Source organism: Streptomyces sp. NPDC058662 (genome assembly GCF_042716255.1).
Taxonomy (GTDB): domain Bacteria; phylum Actinomycetota; class Actinomycetes; order Streptomycetales; family Streptomycetaceae; genus Streptomyces.
In genome coordinates, this window is record NZ_JBHXRU010000111.1 from 1 (window position 1) to 19,031 (window position 19,031).

Consider the following 19,031-nt stretch of genomic DNA (forward strand, 5'->3'; position numbering starts at 1 on the left):
CCTATAGACGTCATTCGTGTTGGGATTAGGTCTCGTGGGCTCGGTTAGTTGTATATGAGACTGGCCCGGGCCGCCGTGCCGCCCGGCACCGCCCTCGCGTTCACCGGTGAGAACCACGAGGGCATCACCCGGGCGGCACTGCCCTGGGAGCCGGCCACCCTGGCCGCGATGGCCGACGCCCGCGACGGGGCGGTCAACGCCAATGACCGCGGCGGGTACTTCCTCCTCGGCCCGCTGCACTGCGACAACGCCGACTACCTCGCCCCCCGCTACGCCCCGCGCTATCCCCGCGGCCGGGACGAGGCCACCACCGAGCTCCTCGCCTGCATCCGTACCTCCGTCGCCCGCTTCCGGGCCGCGGTCAGAGCGGCCGACGGCCTCGTCGACGCGGACGGCAGGATCCGGCCCGACCAGAGCGACCTGTCCTCCCCCTGCGTATGGAAGGAGAAGCCCGACCGCGCCAAGTGCGACGTCCTGGAACAGCTCGGCCGCGGCTGGCACCAGATCCAGGACTTCTACGCGCACTCCAACTGGACGGACCGGCCCCCGCCCGGTCCGGTCGGCCTCGCCGATCCTCCTGGACTGGCACGTACCGACGTCGCCCCCTTCCTCGACATCCGCCGCTACAGCACCCTGCGGGACGCCGACTGGACGAAGGACGCACGTGCCCGCATCCCCGTCGACCTCACGACCGGCTGCTATCCCGACTTCGACTCCACCGGAGTCAAGGCCGAGGACTGCGCCGACCGGGTCAGTCACAACCAGGGCCTGAACAAGGACACCGCCGGGTCACGCCGCTCGAAGAACGGCGACAACTTCGACCGCGCCGTCTCCGGGGCCACCGCCGAGATCAAGCGGCAGTGGAACGACTTCAAGGCCGAGCTGCTCACGGCCTATCCGGACCACCGTCGCGGCGAGCGGATGATCTGCGCCCTGGTCCACGACGACCCGCAGGCCCACTGCACCTGAACACGGTCGCGCCCACCGCCGGCCACCGCCGGGTGGGCCGCCGCCGGAGGTGCGATGCTGGAACGAGTGGAGGGCCGGCGGTTGGACTGTCGGGCCGGCCCGTCAGCAAAGGAGAACGACGTGCCTGGTCTTCTTCGAGGCATCGCGCGCACCGCGGTGGTCGCCGGTACGGCGACGGCGGTCTCCAACCGCGTCTCCCGGCGCCAAGCGGGCCGGTGGGCCGCACAGGAGGAACCCGCCGCGCGGCAGGACGCTCCGCCCCCGCAGCAGTACGCCGCACCCGCACCCGCACCGGCGCCGGCCGCCGCCGCGCCGCTGGCGGACGACATGAGCAACAAGATCGACCAGCTGAAGGAACTCGGCGCGCTGAAGGAGCAGGGAATCCTGACGGAGGCGGAGTTCGCGGAGCAGAAGAGCCGCCTCCTCGGCACCTGACCCCCGGCGCCGGCCGGTCCCCGCGGCAATCCGGTCGCAGCGATCCGGTGCGGCCGCACTACTGCGGGGGCCGGCCGTTCTCGGCGGCTTCCTCCGCGTCGATCGAGGCGAGCAGGGCCTGCACGGGGATGCGGCCGCTCGCCACCATCTGTGCGCCGCCGCGGCGCAGGGCCCGGGCGAACGGAGCGGCCCACCGGTTCTCGTAGACCAGGATCGCGGCGGCGTTGCCCGGCTGGAGGGCGTTGCCCGCCTCGTCGAGGTCCTCCTGGTCGAGCAGCTCGGAGGACGCTCCCTCGAAGACGGACAGGCCGAACGAGTCCGCTCCGTCGTCCAGGGCCGACAGCTCCAGAGCGGTGACCGTCCCGTCGGCGTCCTTCTTGACGAAGCGGAAATCGAGGAGGTGGATGATCCCCCGGTCCACCAGGTCGATCAGCAGGGGGAACGCCTCACCCGTCATGCGGTTCCCGGGGAACTCGACCACCAGATAGTCGACGGGGCCCATGTCTTCGATCTCGTCGCTCATGAGAGCACTCCTCGCGTATGGCTCCACGGCCCGGCAAGGCGGGCCGGGGACATGCACCGGTGGCCGGACTCGGCTCCATTGCAGCATCCGCCGCAGGGCCCCGCACCTCCACACTCCCCGGCCTCCGCGCCCGCCGGCGGGGTCTCAGCCGGTGAGCTGGTAGAGGCTTCTGCCCACGAGCCACAGGCCCAGGAGGAGGCTGAGGACGACGATCGCCTGCTCCTTGTGCCGTTCGAGCGACGCGCGCATGCCCAGCAGGGCGCGTTGGGCCCGTTGCGGCGAGAACACCATGAACAGCTCCATCCCCAGCAGGGTGGAGGTGGCCAGGAGGCAGAAGGCCATGAGGGCCAGGAAGGACCCGCCGTGGGAGAGGTCGGCCTGGACGACGGTGGCGGCCGCGGCGGCGACCATCCCCCAGGGCTGGAGGAGTACGGCGAGGGCCGCCGCCGACCATCCGGTGACGTCGTCCATCCGGGACGAGACCGAGGTCCCGGCGGACGCCGCGGCTTCGTCCCCGGCGGGGGAGTCGGCCGTCGCGGTGGTGCGCCGGCCCCTGCGCCGCCGGTGCTCGCTGTAGACGACCAGGCCGAAACCGATCACCAGCGTCGCCACGAGCGCCGCGATCGAGGGCGGGGAGCGGGGCGGGGGCGGCTGCCCGCCCGTGAAGAGGAGGACGATCGCGATGACGGCCACCAGGCACGCCAGCCAGGCCAGGATGAACGCCAGGCCCTTGCGCACCCCGCGGGGCGCGGACACCACCAGTACGAAGGCCATGACGGGCAGCGGGAACAGTGTCACCGCCAACCCGATGAGGAGCAGGTCGAGCGCCATGGCGGCGCACCCCTTCGGGAAGCGGGCGTCAGGCGGCGCCCGCGGTGTGGTCGAGCTCGGCGTCGAGGGCGAGGGCGGCGGTGATCAGGGCGAGGTGGGTGAAGGCCTGGGGGAAGTTGCCGAGCTGCTCCCCGGTCAGGCCGACCTCTTCGGCGAAGAGCCCCACGTGGTTGGCGTAGGTGAGCATCTTGTCGAAGGAGTAGCGGGCCTGTTGGAGGCGGCCGGCCCGGGCGAGGGCGTAGACGTACAGGAAGCTGCACAGGGAGAAGGTGCCCTCGGAGCCCTCCAGGCCGTCCGGTGAGGCCTCCGGGTCGTAGCGGTAGACCAGGCTGTCGGAGACGAGTTCGCCGTCCATGGCGTCGAGGGTGGACAGCCAGCGCGGATCCTTGGGGGCGATGAAGCCGACCATCGGCATGAGCAGCAGGGAGGCGTCCAGGACCGTGTTGTCGTACTCCTGCACGAACGCCTGGCGCCTGTCGCTCCAGCCGAGGGTCATGATCTGCTCCAGGATCGCGTCCCGGGCCGCTGTCCAGCGGGCCAGGTCGGCGGGGCGGGCCGTGGCCGTGGCCTGGCGGACGCCGCGGTCGAGGGCGACCCAGCACATGAGGCGGCTGTAGGTGAAGTCCTTCTGCCCGCCCCGGGTTTCCCAGATGCCCTCGTCGGGGCGGTCCCAGTGGTCGCAGAGCCAGTCCAGCAGGGCGGCGCACCGCTGCCAGTCGTCGTAGCCGATGACGTTGCTGACCTGCCCCGTCTGGGCGAGGGCGTAGACGGCCTCGCCGTAGATGTCCATCTGCAGCTGGTCCGCTGCGCCGTTGCCCGAACGGACCGGCGCGGAGCCGCGCCACCCCTCCATGTGGTCGAGGACCTCCTCGGTCAGGTACGGGTCGCCGTCGACCCGGTACATGATCTGGAGGGGTTCGCCGTTGGGAGCGCCGCCGTCCCTCAGCCTCCGGAGCAGCCAGCCCCGGAAGGCGCCGGCCTCCTCGGTGAAGCCGAGGTCGCGCATGGCGCGGACCGAGAGGGAGGCGTCGCGGACCCACGTGTACCGGTAGTCCCAGTTGCGCTCCCCGCCCACCTGCTCGGGCAGGCCCATCGTGGCGGCGGCGATCGGCGCGCCGGTCGGCGCGTACGTCATCAGCTTGATGGTGATCGCGGAGCGGTTGACCATCTGCTGCCAGCGGCCGCGGTAGGTACAGCCTGCGATCCATGCGTGCCAGAAGTCGCGCACGGCGTCGAACTCCGCCACCACGTCGTCCGCGCCCAGGGGCGGCGGGGGAGCGTCGTCGGCGTCGCACACGGTCAGCAGGACGGCCGCGCGTTCGCCCTCGGCCAGTGTCACGTCCGCCCGGACGTCCCTCCCGTCGGCCTCCAGCGCGACCGGCCCCACCGCTTGCAGGTGCGCGGTGATGCCGGGCCCGTCGAAGCGGGCCGTGACCCCGTCGAAGGCCAGGTCGTGCGGCGCCCGGCCGTAGTCGAAGCGGGGGCGGCACTCAAGGCCGAAGCGCGCGGTGCCGCGTACCCCGCGCATGACCCGCACCACCTGGTGCCGGTCCGTGACGGTGCGGGGATCGCGGACGGGCATGAAGTCGATCACCTCGCCGACGCCCTCGGGGGTGAGGAAGCGCGTCACGAGGACGGCCGTGTCGGCCAGGTAGAGCTGCTGGGTGACGACCTCGGGGCTGCCCGCCCCCGCGTCGTCGGGGCCCGCGCCGGGCGGCGCGTCCGCGGTGATCGCGAAGTAGCCGCCGCGGTCGTCGTCGAGCAGGTTGGCGAAGATGCTGGGCGAGTCGAAGCGGGGTGAGCAGAACCAGTTGAGCACGCCCTCGGACGAGACGAGGGCACACGTCTGGAGGTCCCCGATCAGGCCGTGCTCGGCGATCGGCGGGTAGGGGCGCATCGGCCCTCCACAGGGAGATAGAGGCTGCCCGGGCAGCCGGTGCTGGGTCGGTCCTCAGGAACTGAGGACCTTGACCTTGGCCCGCTCGTACTCGGCCGCAGTGATGTCGCCGCGGTTCTTGAGCTCGGCGAGCTTCGCCAGGGATTCGGCCTGATCGGCGGGTCCGGCGCTCTCGCGCACGTAGGAGCGGAAGGCCTGCTCCTGCTGCTGGGCCCGGCGGAGCTCGCGTTCGCCCATCCCGCGCCCGCGGGCGATGAGGTAGACGAACACGCCCAGGAACGGCAGCACGATGACGAAGACGGTCCAGCCGGCCTTGCCCCAGCCGCTCAGGCCGTCGTCACGGAAGATGTCGCCGATGACGCGGAAGAGCAGCATGAACCAGAGCACCCACAGGAAGATGAGCATCATGGTCCAGAACATGTTCAGCAGGGGGTAGTCGTAGTCCTCTGCCAGGTTGAGCAGCGCGCGGTGCATCGCCCGGTCTCCTGTCGGTCGTAGCTGGTTCGGCGGGCCCCGAGCGTCATGCGGGCACCGGAGCGAAGGGGTACAGCTCGTCGCCGCCCGGTTGGACGACGCCGTAGGTGCTCTCCGGTACCTCGTTCCAGGCGCCGGGCAGATCGCCGAGGGGCTCGGAGACGATGAGGCGGGTCTCGTCGGAGATCTCCTGGAGGAACGCCATGTCCGGGTGCAGCCGGCGCAGCGCGTCCACCTTGCTGCTGTAGAACAGCGAGCGGGACGCGTGGCCGCTGGAGTAGCGGAAGCCCCAGACGCGTACGCCGTCAGTCACGGCGAGCGTCATCTGCAGCGGGAACTCCACCCCGTGCTCGCGCCCGACGCGCTCGACCACTCCGGCCATCCTGGCGACGGCGGCCGGCGGGTCCTCGTCGAGGCCGAAGGTGAGGGCCAGGTAGAACATCACTTCGGAGTCCGTCGTCCCCCCGATGTCGGCGTACAGGGCGGGATCGACGAGCAGGGTGAGGTCCCGGCGCATCAGGTGGAAGCCGGCGATCGCGCCGTTGTGCATGAACATCCACCGGCCGTGGCGGAACGGGTGGCAGTTCGACTGCTGCACGGCGGTCCCCGTCGACGCCCGTATGTGCGCGAAGAACAGGGGGGAGCGGACATGGTCCGCCATCTCCCGCAGATTGCGGTTGTTCCAGGCGGGACCGACGTCTCTGAGGAGCGCCGGGGACTCGATGCCGTCCGTGTACCAGCCGACCCCGAAACCGTCGCCGTTCGTGGTCTCCACTCCCAGCTTGGAGTGCAGGCTCTGGTCGATCAGCGAGTGAGCCGGCTTGTACAGGATGGTGTCGAGCAGCATGGGCGTCCCCGAGTACGCGAGCCATCGGCACATGCGTGATCACCTGCGTTTCTGCAGCATCGCGGGAACTGGTCCGTCCCGCGCTCGCCCCCGGGACGCGGCCCTCGAAGAGCTCGCTCTCACCGGACCTCTCATTCTCGGGTCCGCGCCCGAGGAGCGCCACGCGGGCGGGAACCGGGTTCGGGACGGCGGCGCGGGACGCCCGAGCGGCCCCGCGACCGCGGGGCACCCGCCGGCCACGGGGGCCTGCGGGTGCGCGGTCCACCGGGAGGGAGGAGTCTGGACAGTGCAGGAGCGGCGCCGGCGACGGCGCGTCGCGACAGGTGAGGAGTGGCTCGTGGATGTTTCAGGAGACAACCGGCCGGCCCGCCGAGCCAGGTCCGGGGTGCGGACGGCCACCCTGCTGTGCGCGGCCGCCGCACTCGTCGCCGCAGTGATCCCCGCCTCCGCGCAGCCCCGGGCCGTACCGGCCCCGGCGCCGGACCCCATCGTGGTCGTCGACTGCTTCGCCGAGGCGCAGGTGCGCCCCGACGAGTACCTGCTGGCCTGCGGCGACGGGAACAACCGGCTGGTCGAGCTCCGCTGGAGCAGCTGGGGGCCGGAGACCGCGACGGCCACCGGTACCGACATGGTGAACGACTGCAGCCCCAACTGCGCGGCCGGCCGCTTTCGCGCCTACCCGGTGACGGTGACCCTGAGCGCCCCGGAGTCCTGGCCGGACCAGCCGGGCACCGAGCGCTACACGATGATCCGGCTGGTGTACACGGACACCGCGCCCGCGCCGGTGGCGAAGGACGTGTCGTACAAGCTGGTGTACTGACCGCCGCTCGGGGGCCGGGCGCGCGAGGAGGCTGCCGTGGGCTCCCGACACCGCTTCCACCTGGACCAGGACGGCCATTCGGTCACCGTCCTGTGCGGTCGCCCCTCCCAGCCCGTCGAGGTGCTCGTCGACGGGCGGGTCGTCGCCCGCGTACAGGGCCACCGGACGGGGACGGTCACCATCGGGGGCGAGATCGCCGGGGACCGCCCGCGGCCCTTCGTCGTCCTGCTCGACCATCCCGACGAGGCGGGCGAGGTCCCGATCTGCGTGTTGGAGACGGAGGGCGTCCGCTACCTGATGCCCAGCGTGCCCCTCACGCGCGACGAGCGCCTGCGTCCGGGCCGCACGCCGCCGGCCCGGACGCCGGGCGAGCTCCTCGCACGCCTGCTCGCCCGGCACCGGGCCCGTGCCCGCGGTCGCGGCGACTGAGACGGCACCCGGCGGCCGCTGACCGCCCGGGGCCGCGGCCCCGGAGCCACCGCCCCGGGGCCGCGCGGCCGCCTCCGTCGCGATCAGGCCAGGTCGAACCGGTCGAGGTTCATGACCTTGTCCCACGCCGCCACGAAGTCCCGCACGAAGGGCTCCGCCGCGTCCCGGGACGCGTAGACCTCGCAGAGGGCGCGGAGCTGGGAGTGCGAACCGAAGACGAGGTCCACGGCGGTCGCGGTCCACTTGGTCTCGCCCGTGGCGCGGTCCCGACCCTCGAACACGTTCTCGGCCGACTCCGACGCCTTCCACTGCGTCCCCATGTCGAGCAGGTTGACGAAGAAGTCGTTGGTGAGCGCCTGCGGTCGGTCGGTGAGGACCCCGTGCCGGGACTGACCGAAGCCGGTGTCCAGGACCCGCATACCGCCGACCAGGACCGTCATCTCGGGTGCGGACAGGGTGAGCAGGTTGGCCCGGTCCAGCAGCAGTGTCTCCGGCGGCAGCTTCTCCCCGGCCCGCAGGTAGTTGCGGAACCCGTCCGCCCGGGGTTCGAGGACGGCGAACGTCTCCACGTCGGTCTGCTCCTGCGAGGCGTCCGTACGTCCCGGCGCGAACGGGACCGTGACCTCGTGCCCGGCGTTCCTCGCGGCCCGCTCCACGGCCGCGCACCCGCCCAGGACGATCAGGTCGGCGAGCGACACCTTCTTCCCGCCGGTCTGGGAGCCATTGAAGTCCTGCCTGATCCCGTCCAGGACCCGTACCGCCTCCGCCACCTCCGGCAGGTCGTTGACCTCCCAGTCCTTCTGCGGCGCGAGGCGCAGCCGGGCCCCGTTGGCCCCGCCGCGCTTGTCGGTGCCCCGGAAGCTCGCGGCGGCCGCCCACGCCGTGGTGACCAGCTGGGAGACGGACAGCCCCGAGGCCAGCACCCGGTCCTTGAGGGCGCTGACGTCCGCGTCGGCCACCAGCTCGTGATCGACCTCGGGCACGGGGTCCTGCCACAGCTGCGGTTCGGGAATCCACGGCCCGAGATAGCGCGACAGGGGGCCCATGTCGCGGTGCAGCAGCTTGTACCAGGCTTTGGCGAACGCGACCGCGAGCTGGTCCGGGTTCTCGTGGAAGTTCCGCGCGATCGGCGCGTAGACCGGGTCCAGTTTCAGCGCGAGGTCCGTCGTCAGCATCATCGGGGCGTGCCGCCTCGACGGATCATGGGCGTCGGGCACCGTGTCCCGCGCCGCGGGATCCGTGGGGGTCCACTGCTTCGCGCCGGCCGGGCTGGTCGTCAGCTCCCAGTCGTACCGGAACAGGTTGTCCAGGTACCCGTTGTCCCACTTCGTCGGCTCGGAGGTCCACGCGCCCTCCAGCCCGCTGGTCAGCGCGTCGACGCCCGCGCCGCTGCCGTACGTGTTCCGCCAGCCGAGGCCCTGCTGCTCCACGGGGCAGGCCTCGGGCTCCGGGCCGATGTACTGGGGGTCGACCGCACCGTGGCACTTGCCGAAGGTGTGGCCGCCGATGATGAGCGCGGCCGTCTCCTCGTCGTTCATCGCCATGCGCCCGAACGTCTCGCGAATGTCCCGCGCGGCGGCGAGAGGATCCGGATTTCCGTTGGGGCCTTCCGGATTGACGTAGATCAATCCCATCTGCACGGCACCGAATGGCCCGGTCAGATCCCTGTCGCCGCTGTACCGCTCGTCCCCGAGCCACGTGTCCTCGGGCCCCCAGAAGATTTCCTCCGGCTCCCAGATGTCCTCCCGGCCGAAACCGAAACCGAAGGTTTTGAACCCCATGGATTCCATGGCGCAGTTGCCGGCGAAGACCAGCAGGTCGGCCCAGGAGATCTTCCGGCCGTACTTCTGCTTGACCGGCCAGAGCAGACGGCGTGCCTTGTCGAGACTCGCGTTGTCCGGCCAGCTGTTGAGGGGGGCGAAACGCTGGGCACCGGAACCGCCGCCGCCGCGGCCGTCCTCGATGCGGTACGTCCCCGCCGCGTGCCAGCTCATCCTGATGAACAGCGGCCCGTAGTGGCCGTAGTCAGCGGGCCACCAGTCCTGCGAGGCCGTCATCACCTCGAAGACGTCCCGCTTGAGCGCGTCCACGTCCAGGGTCGCGAACTCCGCCGCGTAGTCGAAGTCCCCGCCCATGGGGTTGGACCGGGGCGAGTGCTGATGGAGGACCTGGAGGTCCAGCTGATTGGGCCACCAGTCCCGATTCGTCCGCGGACGGGTCGGCTCGGGAGTCGGGGAGGGGATTGCAGGGTTCTCGCTTTCGCTGCCGGACACGTCCGTCCTTCTTCCTGTCTCGGTGATCCCGCTACGGGCGACGCCGGAAATTCGAGCGCGTAAGGGCGTCGGCGTCCGTATGGTCGCGCACCGCGGACCGCACGGCCGAGAGAACACGCAGGGCATTGCCGCGCAACAAGGAGTCCTCGCCCGCTTCCCGCGACAGCCCGGACATGTTCGGGACACCCGCGGGGTAAACTCCTGCACATTCCCCGACCCCGAACAGGTGAGCCGAGATGAGTGACCTGCTGGAGCGCCTGCGCGGACGCGGCTGGCGCATGACCTCCCAGCGGCGGGTCGTCGCGGAGGCCCTCGGCGGGGAGCACGTGCACCTCACCGCGGACGAGGTGCACGCCCGCGCGGCGCAGGCGCTCCCCGAGATCTCCCGGGCGACGGTCTACAACACTCTGGGCGAACTCGTACTGCTCGGCGAGGTCGTGGAGCTGGCCGCCCACGGCCGGGCCAAGCGGTACGACCCCAACGCGCACCGCCCGCACCACCACCTGGTGTGCTCCGGGTGCGGCCTCATCCGCGACGTCCACCCGACCGGCGACCCGATGACCGGACTGGACGCGCGGGAGCGGTTCGGCTTCACGGTGTCCGAGGTCGAGGTCGTCTACCGCGGGCTGTGCCCGGCCTGCGCCTCCGGGCCGCCGCGGGAATGAGCCGGGCTCAGATCCCGGCGACCTTGGCGCTCGCCGACAGCTCGTAGACCAGGGTGACCGTCCGGCGGCCGCCGGGCGGGAGGGAGACGTCCCAGCGGACGATGCCCTCGTCGTCGACCTCGTGGGGCGCGGGGGAGCAGGCGTCCTCGCGCAGGCGCACCTCCACCGCCGAGACCTCGGAGACCGGGATCCGCTCCCGCAGGACGACCACCCGGTCGCCCCGCTCCCCGGGGGCGGAGAACCGGGACAGGTGCAGCCGGACCGTACGGGTGACCACGGTCCGCTGCATGACCCCGGTGGTGTCGCGGGTCTCCTGCGCCAGCCGGTCCACCCCGTGGTCGTCGCAGCTGCCGAAGGCGAGCTCGACGACGGCGCCGGGGGCGGTGAACTCCACCGTGCCGCGCCCGCTGAACCCGCTCCCGCGGACCAGGTCCACGGGTCCGGCGAGCAGCGCGTGGCCCGACCGGTTGTCGAACCGCACCGCTTGCGCGACATGCGGCGACAGCTCAGGCGTGCAGGCGTACTCGCTGGTCGCGGACGTGGTGAAGACGGAGAGCGGTACCCGGTGGGCGCGGCCGTCGCCGGGCACGGACACCGTCGCGGGGGATCTCAGCACCCGCGCCTCGCCGCCGTCGTCCACGCCGGGCAGACCCAGCACCGCGGCCGGGCCGAGGGACCCCGTCTCCTCCTCCCGGAGCTCGACGTCGACCGTGCGGCGCTCCTCCGCCGAGCGGTCCTGGAGCGCCAGCCGGTCCTCGCCCAGCCGGGGCGGATCGGCGGCCTGCCCCGAGCGCGCCGTCGACAGGGTCAGTCGTACGTCCGACCAGTCCTCCCCGGTGCGCTGCCAGACCATCGCGTCGGTCTCCAGGGTCAGGGTGTCCCCTCGAAGCACGGCGCGGTAGGCGGGCCGCCACAGCGCGCACGGCGTGAGGTGGCTCAGCCTCAGCTCGACCGGCCCGGCGGCCGCGGCCTCCACGGTCAGCTCGACGTGGGCCACCAGCTCCGCCGGCTCCTCCTCCGCGAGCCGCAGGGCCCGGCGCGTCTCGGCGAGTTCGACCGCGAGGGCGGTCAGCCGGGCCTCCGCGGTACGCAGTTGCTCTCCGTGCGTGTCGCGCTCACCGTCCACCCGGTCCAGTTCCCGCGCCCAGCGGGCCCGGTCGCTCTCCCCGGCGCCCGCGCCCTCCCCGATGTCCCGCAGCAGATCGGCGGTGAGGCGGTCGAGCAGGTCAAGGCGGGTACGCAGCCGATCGCGCCGCCACACCAGGTCCAGCCGCTCCTCTTCGAGCGCGTGCGCGTGGCGGCGCAGGGCGGAGTCGTCGGCGGACGGCAGCGGTCCGCGCGGCGTCCAGGCGCGGACGAGGCGTACGTCGAGCACGGTCGCGGCGGAACCGGCGCCCAGCTCGGCATGGAGGGTCCGGTCGACGGCCAGGGCACTGACCGGCCCGAGACGCAGCCGCTGGACGCCCGCGGCCAGGTCGAGCACGCCGGTGCGCTCGACCTGGGCGCGGTCCTCCAGGCAGGTGACGGCGGTGACGGGGAGGGCGATCGCCTCCGGGGCCGTGGACATGGGGTGTGTCAGCTCCTGCGGTTGCCGCCGACCAGGGCCTTGCCGGTCGGGATGCGGATCTCGTAACCGCCGCTCAGGGCGGCGGTGGCGCCGGCGGCGAGGTCCAGCCGCCAGACGCGGGTGCCCGGGGCGTGGCGGTCGGGTCCCGTGCCCTCCTCCGGCGCCGCCCAGTCGGCGCGCTCCTCGATCCGGACGTCCGGTTCGCAGGAGACCGGCACCCGTTCGCGGACTTCGACCGTGACGGGCCCCGGGAGCCGGTTGGCCAGCTCCACGTGGACGCGGTGGTCGAGCACCGTGGTGTTGCCGCGCAGGCCCGAGGTCGATTCGCGCATGCTCGTACGGCGCGTCACCCCGATGCCCTCGGCCGGCCCGAGACCCACCCGGCGGACGCCGCCGGGCGCGAGCGTGGGCAGGGCGGCCGTCAGCAGGAACTCGCCGTCCGCGGTGACCTCGACCGGCCCGGCCAGCAGGGCCTGGTCGGTGGCGTTGGAGAGCACCAGCGTCGCGTACACGGTCTGCTCCACGGACGGCACGCACAGGTACTCGGTGCGCAGGCCGACCGGGACCTCGGCGATGGTGACGGTGTGCCAGGTGCCGTCCGAGGGGACGTCGGCGCGGGCGGCGGCGTCGAAGCGGTGGTCGAAGGAGCCGGCCGACAGCCGCGGCGGCACCGCCTGTCCGGGCAGCGGCAGCGCGCCGACGGCCTCGGCGCGGCGGCGGTGCTCGTCCGCCACCGGGTCGAAGGAGGAGCCGGGGAACAGGCGGCCCCTGCGGCTGCCCACCTCCTCGGGTCCGCACAGGACGAGAGCGGCGTAGTCGAGCTCGGCATCGCTCGGCAGCGGCGGACCCGCGGCCGGGGCCGGCTGGGGCGGCGGCGCGGCCGCACGGGGCGCGGACGCCTTTCCGGCGGGGGCGGCCGGGCCCCCGGCGAAGGACTGGGCTCCGGTACGGGGCCGGGCCGCCGGTTGCGCGGGGGCGGGCTGCGCGAGGAACGCCGGCGCGCCGCCGAACGGCTCCGGGGCGGAGCCGTGGACCCCGCCGGGCACCGGAACGTAGCCCTGCGGAGCCTGGGGCGCCGGCGGCGGGGGAGGGGGCGGCGGCGGGACGGGACCGGAAGCGCGGCCGCCCACGAGGGTCTCGGCACCGGTGGCGGGCGGGGCGGGCCGGGGGCCGGCCGCCGCGTACCCGGCGAACAGGTCGGCCAGCCCTGCCGGGGGCTCACGCCAGCCGGAGGGCGCGGGGGCGGGCTGGCGGCGGCCGATCCGGATCGAGCGGAGTTTCGGCAGGTCGGTGCGGCGCCGCAGGTCGGCGGTGGCCAGGGCGAGGCGCACACCGCTCCAGTCCTCGCCGGTCCGCTGGGCGACCGAGGCACGCAGCACCAGACTGCCGCTGCCGTCGCCCTGGCGGTGGGCGAGCCGGTAGGTGGGCGCCCAGACGGCGCCCGGCACCGCGTACTCCACCTCCACCTCCACGTCCGCGCCCGCGTCCGTCTCGGCGGGATCCGGGCGGTCGAGGGTCAGGAGCGCGCAGAGCGTCGTCTCCACGTGCGCCGGCGGCGCGTCGGTGGAGGCGCGGGCGAGCCGGTCGGCGGCGACGGCGCGCTCGTGCGCGGCGGTGACCAGCGCCTCCTCCAGCTCACCGAGGCGGGCGTGCAGGCCCGCGAGCCGCTCGTCGACGAAGTCGGCGAGCTCCAGCCACGCCTCGACCGGAGTGCGGCGGTGCGGGTCCTCGGGCACGGCGACGGGAGGGACCGGGCGCAGCGCCCCGATCTCCTCGATCAGGCGCAGCTGTCGGTCCCGGCGCCCCTGCGCGGCCGCGTGCGCGTCGCTCAGCCGCTCGAACTCGCGCCGCAACCCCTCGGGGGCAGCCGTGCGGACCGCCTCGGCCTCGACCTCCACCCGGGCCCCGGTGACGCGTACCCCGGCGGTGCCCAGGACGCGGGCCCGCAGCGAGCCCGGGTCCAGCGAGCGGGGCAGGCCCCGTACCCGCACCCGGCCGTCGGGCGGCACGCAGCCCCGCGCGATGCGGCGGCAGACCGCGCCCCGCGCGTACACCACCACCGAATCGAGGGTCGCCCCCCACTCCTGCGCCGTCCCTGCCGTCACTGCCCCGCCCCCCGCCGCGTTCGTGCTGGACGCAGCCTACGCCGTGGCTGCCGGGCCGGGACAGGGAGTCCTGCGGACGGCGGGAGCCCTACGCGTCGGGGCGCGCACCCGGGGGGCCCGCGGTCAGCCGGCGGAAGGCCCGGGCGTCCACCACCGCCGCTCCACCGGGGTCGTTGTTGAAGTAGGCGAACACGTCCGCCTCCGCGGGCCAGGTGTCCGCGACGCGATCGGCCCAGGTCCGCAGCGCCGTCCGACCGTAGCGGGGCGCCGGCCGGGCCCGTCCCTCGTGGAAGCGTACGTAGCCCCAGTCCGCGGTGCGCCACAGGGGAGCCGCGGGCCTCGACCGCCGGTCGGCCCAGCACAGCGCCGCACCGCGGTCGGTCAGCACGGAGCGCACCTCCTCGGTCCACCAGGAGGCGTGCCGGGGCTCGACGGCGACGCGCGTACCGGCGGGGAAGCAGGCGAGGCAGGCGTCGAGGGCGGCCGGGTCGGCTCGCAGCGTGGGCGGCAGCTGGAGGAGGACCGGGCCGAGCCGGTCCCCGAGGGGGGCGGCGTGCGCCATGAGCCGCGCAACGGGTTCCGCCGGCTCGCGCAGCCGTTTGACGTGCGTCAGGAAGCGGCTCGCCTTGACGGCGATGACGAAGCCGGGGGGAGTGCGCGCCCGCCACCGGGTGAACGTCTCGGGCGACGGCAGCCGGTAGAAGGCGTTGTTGACCTCCACGGTGGCGAAGTGCCGCGCGTACTCCTCCAGCCACAGCCGCTGCGGCCGGTCGGAGGGGTAGAGCACGCCCGACCAGTCCCGGTACTGCCATCCGGAGGTGCCCACGAGAACGGCCATACGGTCCGCCTGCCCTCACGGGCCCCCGCCATGCCGCGCGGCGCGGCCGAGGCCGCTGCGGGGTGACACGGGTGCCCGTCCGCGAGGATGATCATGAGGTGACCGGGTAGTCGCATGGTGTGATCACAGTGGGCGTGGAAGAAGAGTACTTGCTGGTGGACCCCGTCACGGGTGAGCCGAGGCCGCTCGTCGAGGAGGTGCGTCGCACCGCGGGTCTGGGACCCTTCGCGGAGCGCGCCGAGGTCCAGGACGAGCTGCTGCAGGCCCAGATCGAAGTGGCCACCCCGGTGTGCTCGACACTGGAGGAGGTGGGGGGCCACCTGCTGCGCCTGCGGCACGCGCTGGCGTCCGCCGCCGAGGCGAACGGCTGCCGGATCGCGGCCACGGGCGCGGCGCCGCTACGCGGAGCCTCGCCCGTCCCCGTGACGCCGACGCTGCGCTACCTGCGGATGGAGGGGGAGGCGCGGCAGCTGGTGGACGAGCAGCTCATCTGCGGCATGCACGTCCACGCCGAGGTCCCCGACCGGGAGACGGGCGTCGCGGTGCTGAACCGGATCGGAGGGTGGCTGCCGACCTTGCTGGCCATGTCCGCCAACTCGCCCCTGTGGGACGCCCGCGACACCGGGTTCGCGAGCTGGCGCACCATCGTGTTCGGCCGGTGGCCGGTCAGCGGTCCGCCGCCGCACTTCGACGGGCCGGCCGACTACGAACGCAGGCTGGACGCGCTGGTGGACTCCGGCGTGATCGCCGACCGCGGCCAGGTCTACTGGCAGGCGCGCCTGTCCGACCGCTACCCCACCATCGAGGTGCGCTGCCTGGACGTGCAGCTGCGGGCCGACGACGCCGTCATGTTCGCCGGGATCGTCCGCGCGCTGGTCGCCACGGCGATCGCCGAGGAGAAGGCGGGCCTCCCGCTCCCCGCGCCCGCACCGGAACTGGTGCAGGCCGCGAACTGGCACGCGGCCCGGCACGGTCTGAACAGCACCCTGGTCGATCCGCAGGGCCGCCCGCACAGCAGCGGCGACGTGCTGTACGCGCTCCTGCGGCACCTCACCCCCGCCCTGGAGGAGACCGGCGACCTGCGGGGGGTGAGCGCCCTCGTCCACCGGCTCCTGCGCGAGGGGACTCCCGCCGACCGCCAGCGCCGCGCTCTGGCCGAGGCCGGGCTGCCGGGCCTGATCGACCTCGTCACCGGAGTGACCTCGTCCGACTGAGGCGCGACCCCTGCCCCCTCCGGGTCCCGCCCCGCGCGACCGACGGACAGCGCGGTACAGCCCGGCCCGCACGCGGGCCGGGCTGTACCCGTTCCGGGGACAGCGTCAGGGCAGGGGCGTGCCGCCGGTGGCGTTGACGATCTCCCCGGTGATGTAGCTCGCCGCGGGCGAGGCGAGGAACACGTAGGCGGGCGCCATCTCGGACGGCTGCGCCGGGCGGCCCATGGGCGACTGCTCGCCGAACTCCTTCACGTCGGGCATCGTGGCGGGGATCAACGGGGTCCACACCGGTCCCGGGGCGACTCCGTTGACGCGGATGCCGCGCTCCGCGACCATCTGCGCCAGTCCGTGCGTGAAGGAGATGATCGCCGACTTCGTCATGGCGTAGTCGAGGAGGTGCGGGCTCGGCTGGTAGCCCTGGACCGAGGTGGTGTTGATGATCGACCCGCCGCGCGGCATATGCGCCAGGGCCTTCCGGGACAGCCAGAACATCCCGTACAGGTTGGTCTTCATCACCCGGTCGAACTGCTCCGTGGTGATCGCTTCGATGCCGTCGGGCTGGGACATCTGGTAGGCGGCGTTGTTGACGAGGATGTCGACGCGCCCGAACTCCCCGACGGCCCGTTCGATCAGTGCGACGCACTCGGCCTCGTCCCGGATGTCGCACAGGACCGGCACGGCCTTCCGGCCCGCGGCGCGGACCAGGCGCGCCGTCTCGGCCGCCTCGTCCGCCTCCTCGGGGAGGTGGGTGAAGACGACGTCCGCGCCTTCCCGGGCGAAGGCCAGGCAGACCGCCCTGCCGATCCCGGAATCACCGCCCGTGACCACCGCGGCGCGGTCGAGCAGCACGTCGTGGCCCCGGTACGAGTCCTCGCCGTGGTCGGGTCGAGGTTCCATCGCCTCCGTGGCGCCGGGGTGGTCCTGCTCCTGGTCGGGGAAGGGCGGGCGGGGGTGGAGGGTCGTCGGATCGGGGACCCGGGGTGCTTCCTGGGACATGGAATCTCCCGTCAGGGCTGAGAGTGGACAAAAGGTGCCGGCGGACCCGGGCACGGCCGGCGGGTGCGGTCCGCGCCGGGTCGCAGCCGCGGCGGCACGGGGAGCGCCGGGAACCGCGCCCGGCCTCGCGCCCGGCGCCGCGCTCAGGGCGGTGTCATACGTGGACGACCGGATGCGGCCGGCTCTCCACGAGTGAGGCGAGGCGTGCGAGCATGCCGCGGTGCCGGAGTTGGAGGGCCGCTTCGGTCACGGAGTTGTGGAGCTTTCCGCCCAGGCCGCGCAGGGGGTGCTCGTCGCAGACGACCAGGGTCTCCTCGCCCCAGGGCCGCAGCTGCAGCAGGATCCGCGCCGTCCCCAGCGACTTGAACGCCGCCTCCAGCTCCAGCTCCCGGCCCGGCTCCTGATGGCGTACCGTCGTCACCCCCTCGGCCGACCACGGACCCAACCGCACCGAATAGCGCAACCGCGCACCCACCTGCGGCCACACCGCATCCAGCGGCGTCGACTCCGACGGACCCACCACCCACTCCCCGTACCGGCGCGGATCGGCGAGAACCGCCCACACCTCACGCGGCGGACGGCGGACGAGTTGATGACGGACAGCCATGGCGAGTCCTCGCATCGAGGGGTGTGACATCACGGTCATGGTGCGGGTACCCGCATCCGCCCGCATCTCACGCCCGTCCCACGAGGGACCGCGGGGGGAGGAGTTCCCGGCCGCCGGTCTCGGACCGCCCCGGGAGGGTAGGGGCCTCCCGTGCCGTGGAAGGCATCACGGGCGCGGGGTACCAGGAGCGGCGGAAGGAACAGCGGTGAGCGAGCCGGACACGGGACCCTTCGTGGTCTTTGCCAACTTCCTCTCGGACCTGGCGGTCGACCTCGACGAAGGCCCGGTCCTGGCGCAGTGGGCGCAGCAGGCGCCGCGCAAGGCGTGGTTGCTGCGGCCCGGTGACGTACTGGTGACTCCGGTACCGCTGAGCGGTGGGTTCCGCCGGTACGTGAGCGCGCTGACCGGGGTGTCGAGCGAGCAGGCGCCGGTCGTCGACGTGCCGTCCTTCGGCGCCGTCCCCCTCGCGCAAGCGGTCCGCCGCGCCGGACTCCTCGACGAGGTACGGGCGCACGCGGCCCGGCCGGGGACGGCCCTGCTGCCCACCGCCCAGGACGCGTCCGCCCTCGCGTTCGCGCGGGACCTCGGGCTGACCGTGCACCCGTACGGCAGCATCGAGGAGGCCGCCGCGGCGCTGCCGACCGTCATGCTGCTCAACACCAAGGCCGGCTTCCGCCGAGCCGCCGAGCAGGTGGGGATGCGCCTGCCGGAGGGGCGGGTGTGCCGTCGCCCGGAGGTGGCGGAGGCAGTGCGGCGGCTGCACGAGCGGTACGAGCGTGTAGTGGTCAAACCCGACCGGTCCGCGGGCGGCCACGGTCTGCGGTTCCTCTCCCGGGAGGACATGCGGCACGCACCACTGGCGCTTGACGCCGTCGGCGGCCCCCAGGGGACGTGGGTGGTGGAGGAGTGCCTGCCCGTGGCCGAGTCGGTCAGCATCCAGATGGAGAACACCCCCTCCGGGACCCGCGCCCTGTTCAGCGGCGCGATGCGGACGGAGCGGGGCTCGTTCACGGGATACGTGTCCCCCCTGCCCCCTTCCTGCGCCCATGTGGCCGCCGAACTGGAGGAGTGGGGGATGGGCCTGGGCCGGCACCTGGCGGACCGGGGGTACCTGGGCCCGTTCGGTCTGGACGCCCTCATCGACACGGACGGCGTCGCGTACGCCGGGGAGAGCAATGTCCGCCGCACCGCGACCACCACACCCCACACGATGGTCACCCGGCTCGCGGCCGTGTCCGGGGTCGCCGTCCCGGCGTGGGCCGTGTCGAAGAAGCGGACCCGGCGGCCCCTCGGCTTCGAAGCGGCCGCCGACCGGCTGCGCGGACACGGCCTCGCCTTCGACCCCGGGCGCGGCGAGGGTGTGGTGCTCTACGCGGACGCCCCGCCGGACGGCCGCTCCTGGCGCTACGCGGTCGTCGCCGCTCAGGCAGACGCGGTGCGGGAGTGGGAACGGGCGCTGGCGAAGGCGCTGGAGTTCGAGGAGTTCGAGGACCGCTGACCGGCGGCCGAAAGCCGTCCGCCCCGACGCGATGCGTCGGGGC

At 73.4% G+C, this 19,031-nt stretch carries 18 protein-coding genes; 7 read left to right on the plus strand and 11 right to left on the minus strand.

The genetic code is table 11. The annotated features are described in order from the left end of the window. Positions 1-54 precede the first annotated feature (54 nt). The gene (locus tag ACFWUQ_RS27205; RefSeq protein ID WP_384543166.1) at positions 55-969 is read left to right on the plus strand and encodes a CinY protein; all 915 of its coding nucleotides are present in this window, start codon (positions 55-57) and stop codon (positions 967-969) included. A gap of 120 nt (positions 970-1,089) precedes the next feature. After that, positions 1,090-1,404: an SHOCT domain-containing protein gene (locus ACFWUQ_RS27210; RefSeq protein WP_384543169.1), complete on the plus strand. Its 315-nt coding sequence runs from the start codon at positions 1,090-1,092 to the stop codon at positions 1,402-1,404. Positions 1,405-1,462: 58 nt separating this feature from the next. On the opposite strand, the gene ACFWUQ_RS27215 is transcribed toward ACFWUQ_RS27210, so the two are convergent. From ACFWUQ_RS27215 to ACFWUQ_RS27235, 5 genes are all read right to left on the minus strand, one after another. Further along, the gene (locus tag ACFWUQ_RS27215) at positions 1,463-1,927 is read right to left on the minus strand and encodes a DUF6325 family protein (RefSeq protein ID WP_384543173.1); all 465 of its coding nucleotides are present in this window, start codon (positions 1,925-1,927) and stop codon (positions 1,463-1,465) included. 144 nt (positions 1,928-2,071) lie between these two features. Next, entirely contained in the window at positions 2,072-2,758 is a 687-nt protein-coding gene (locus tag ACFWUQ_RS27220; RefSeq protein WP_384543176.1) for a GAP family protein, read from the minus strand. A gap of 28 nt (positions 2,759-2,786) precedes the next feature. Beyond that, positions 2,787-4,655, minus strand: coding sequence for a glycoside hydrolase family 15 protein (locus ACFWUQ_RS27225; protein ID WP_384543179.1), 1,869 nt, complete (start codon positions 4,653-4,655; stop codon positions 2,787-2,789). A gap of 54 nt (positions 4,656-4,709) precedes the next feature. Next, positions 4,710-5,129: an SHOCT domain-containing protein gene (locus tag ACFWUQ_RS27230; RefSeq protein WP_384543181.1), complete on the minus strand. Its 420-nt coding sequence runs from the start codon at positions 5,127-5,129 to the stop codon at positions 4,710-4,712. Positions 5,130-5,175: 46 nt separating this feature from the next. After that, positions 5,176-6,009: a class II glutamine amidotransferase gene (locus ACFWUQ_RS27235; protein WP_384543184.1), complete on the minus strand. Its 834-nt coding sequence runs from the start codon at positions 6,007-6,009 to the stop codon at positions 5,176-5,178. A 304-nt stretch (positions 6,010-6,313) separates the two neighbouring features. Here ACFWUQ_RS27235 and ACFWUQ_RS27240 point away from each other — a divergent pair, with 304 nt between their 5' ends. Further along, the gene (locus ACFWUQ_RS27240; protein ID WP_384543187.1) at positions 6,314-6,796 is read left to right on the plus strand and encodes a hypothetical protein; all 483 of its coding nucleotides are present in this window, start codon (positions 6,314-6,316) and stop codon (positions 6,794-6,796) included. Positions 6,797-6,832: 36 nt separating this feature from the next. Then, complete coding sequence (locus tag ACFWUQ_RS27245) at positions 6,833-7,225, plus strand: hypothetical protein (protein ID WP_384543190.1); 393 nt, start codon at positions 6,833-6,835, stop codon at positions 7,223-7,225. Positions 7,226-7,308: 83 nt separating this feature from the next. Here ACFWUQ_RS27245 and katG read toward each other — a convergent pair whose 3' ends face one another. Then, positions 7,309-9,498 (minus strand): catalase/peroxidase HPI, encoded by a 2,190-nt coding sequence (gene katG / locus ACFWUQ_RS27250; protein ID WP_384543192.1) that lies wholly within the window; start codon positions 9,496-9,498, stop codon positions 7,309-7,311. A 236-nt stretch (positions 9,499-9,734) separates the two neighbouring features. Here katG and ACFWUQ_RS27255 point away from each other — a divergent pair, with 236 nt between their 5' ends. Then, positions 9,735-10,163, plus strand: coding sequence for a Fur family transcriptional regulator (locus ACFWUQ_RS27255; RefSeq protein WP_384543195.1), 429 nt, complete (start codon positions 9,735-9,737; stop codon positions 10,161-10,163). A gap of 7 nt (positions 10,164-10,170) precedes the next feature. Here the strand turns inward: ACFWUQ_RS27255 and ACFWUQ_RS27260 are convergent, their stop codons facing one another. The 3 genes from ACFWUQ_RS27260 to ACFWUQ_RS27270 form a co-directional block, all read right to left on the minus strand. Beyond that, positions 10,171-11,730: a DUF4139 domain-containing protein gene (locus ACFWUQ_RS27260; protein ID WP_384543198.1), complete on the minus strand. Its 1,560-nt coding sequence runs from the start codon at positions 11,728-11,730 to the stop codon at positions 10,171-10,173. A gap of 8 nt (positions 11,731-11,738) precedes the next feature. After that, positions 11,739-13,835, minus strand: a complete 2,097-nt coding sequence (locus ACFWUQ_RS27265) for a DUF4139 domain-containing protein (protein WP_384543201.1) — start codon at positions 13,833-13,835, stop codon at positions 11,739-11,741. 88 nt (positions 13,836-13,923) lie between these two features. Then, a complete protein-coding gene (locus tag ACFWUQ_RS27270; protein WP_384543204.1) occupies positions 13,924-14,673 on the minus strand; it encodes a DUF72 domain-containing protein in 750 nt (249 codons plus the stop codon). 119 nt (positions 14,674-14,792) lie between these two features. On the opposite strand from ACFWUQ_RS27270, the gene ACFWUQ_RS27275 reads away from it, so the two are divergent. Then, positions 14,793-15,887 carry a glutamate--cysteine ligase gene (locus ACFWUQ_RS27275; RefSeq protein WP_384543206.1) on the plus strand — a complete coding sequence of 365 codons (1,095 nt, stop codon included), beginning with the start codon at positions 14,793-14,795 and terminating at the stop codon, positions 15,885-15,887. A 105-nt stretch (positions 15,888-15,992) separates the two neighbouring features. On the opposite strand, the gene ACFWUQ_RS27280 is transcribed toward ACFWUQ_RS27275, so the two are convergent. Both ACFWUQ_RS27280 and ACFWUQ_RS27285 read right to left on the minus strand, forming a co-directional pair. Next, the gene (locus tag ACFWUQ_RS27280) at positions 15,993-16,883 is read right to left on the minus strand and encodes an SDR family oxidoreductase (protein WP_384543209.1); all 891 of its coding nucleotides are present in this window, start codon (positions 16,881-16,883) and stop codon (positions 15,993-15,995) included. 154 nt (positions 16,884-17,037) lie between these two features. Next, positions 17,038-17,490, minus strand: a complete 453-nt coding sequence (locus ACFWUQ_RS27285) for an SRPBCC family protein (RefSeq protein WP_384543212.1) — start codon at positions 17,488-17,490, stop codon at positions 17,038-17,040. 205 nt (positions 17,491-17,695) lie between these two features. On the opposite strand from ACFWUQ_RS27285, the gene ACFWUQ_RS27290 reads away from it, so the two are divergent. Continuing rightward, positions 17,696-18,988 carry a peptide ligase PGM1-related protein gene (locus tag ACFWUQ_RS27290; protein WP_384543215.1) on the plus strand — a complete coding sequence of 431 codons (1,293 nt, stop codon included), beginning with the start codon at positions 17,696-17,698 and terminating at the stop codon, positions 18,986-18,988. Positions 18,989-19,031: the final 43 nt, after the last annotated feature.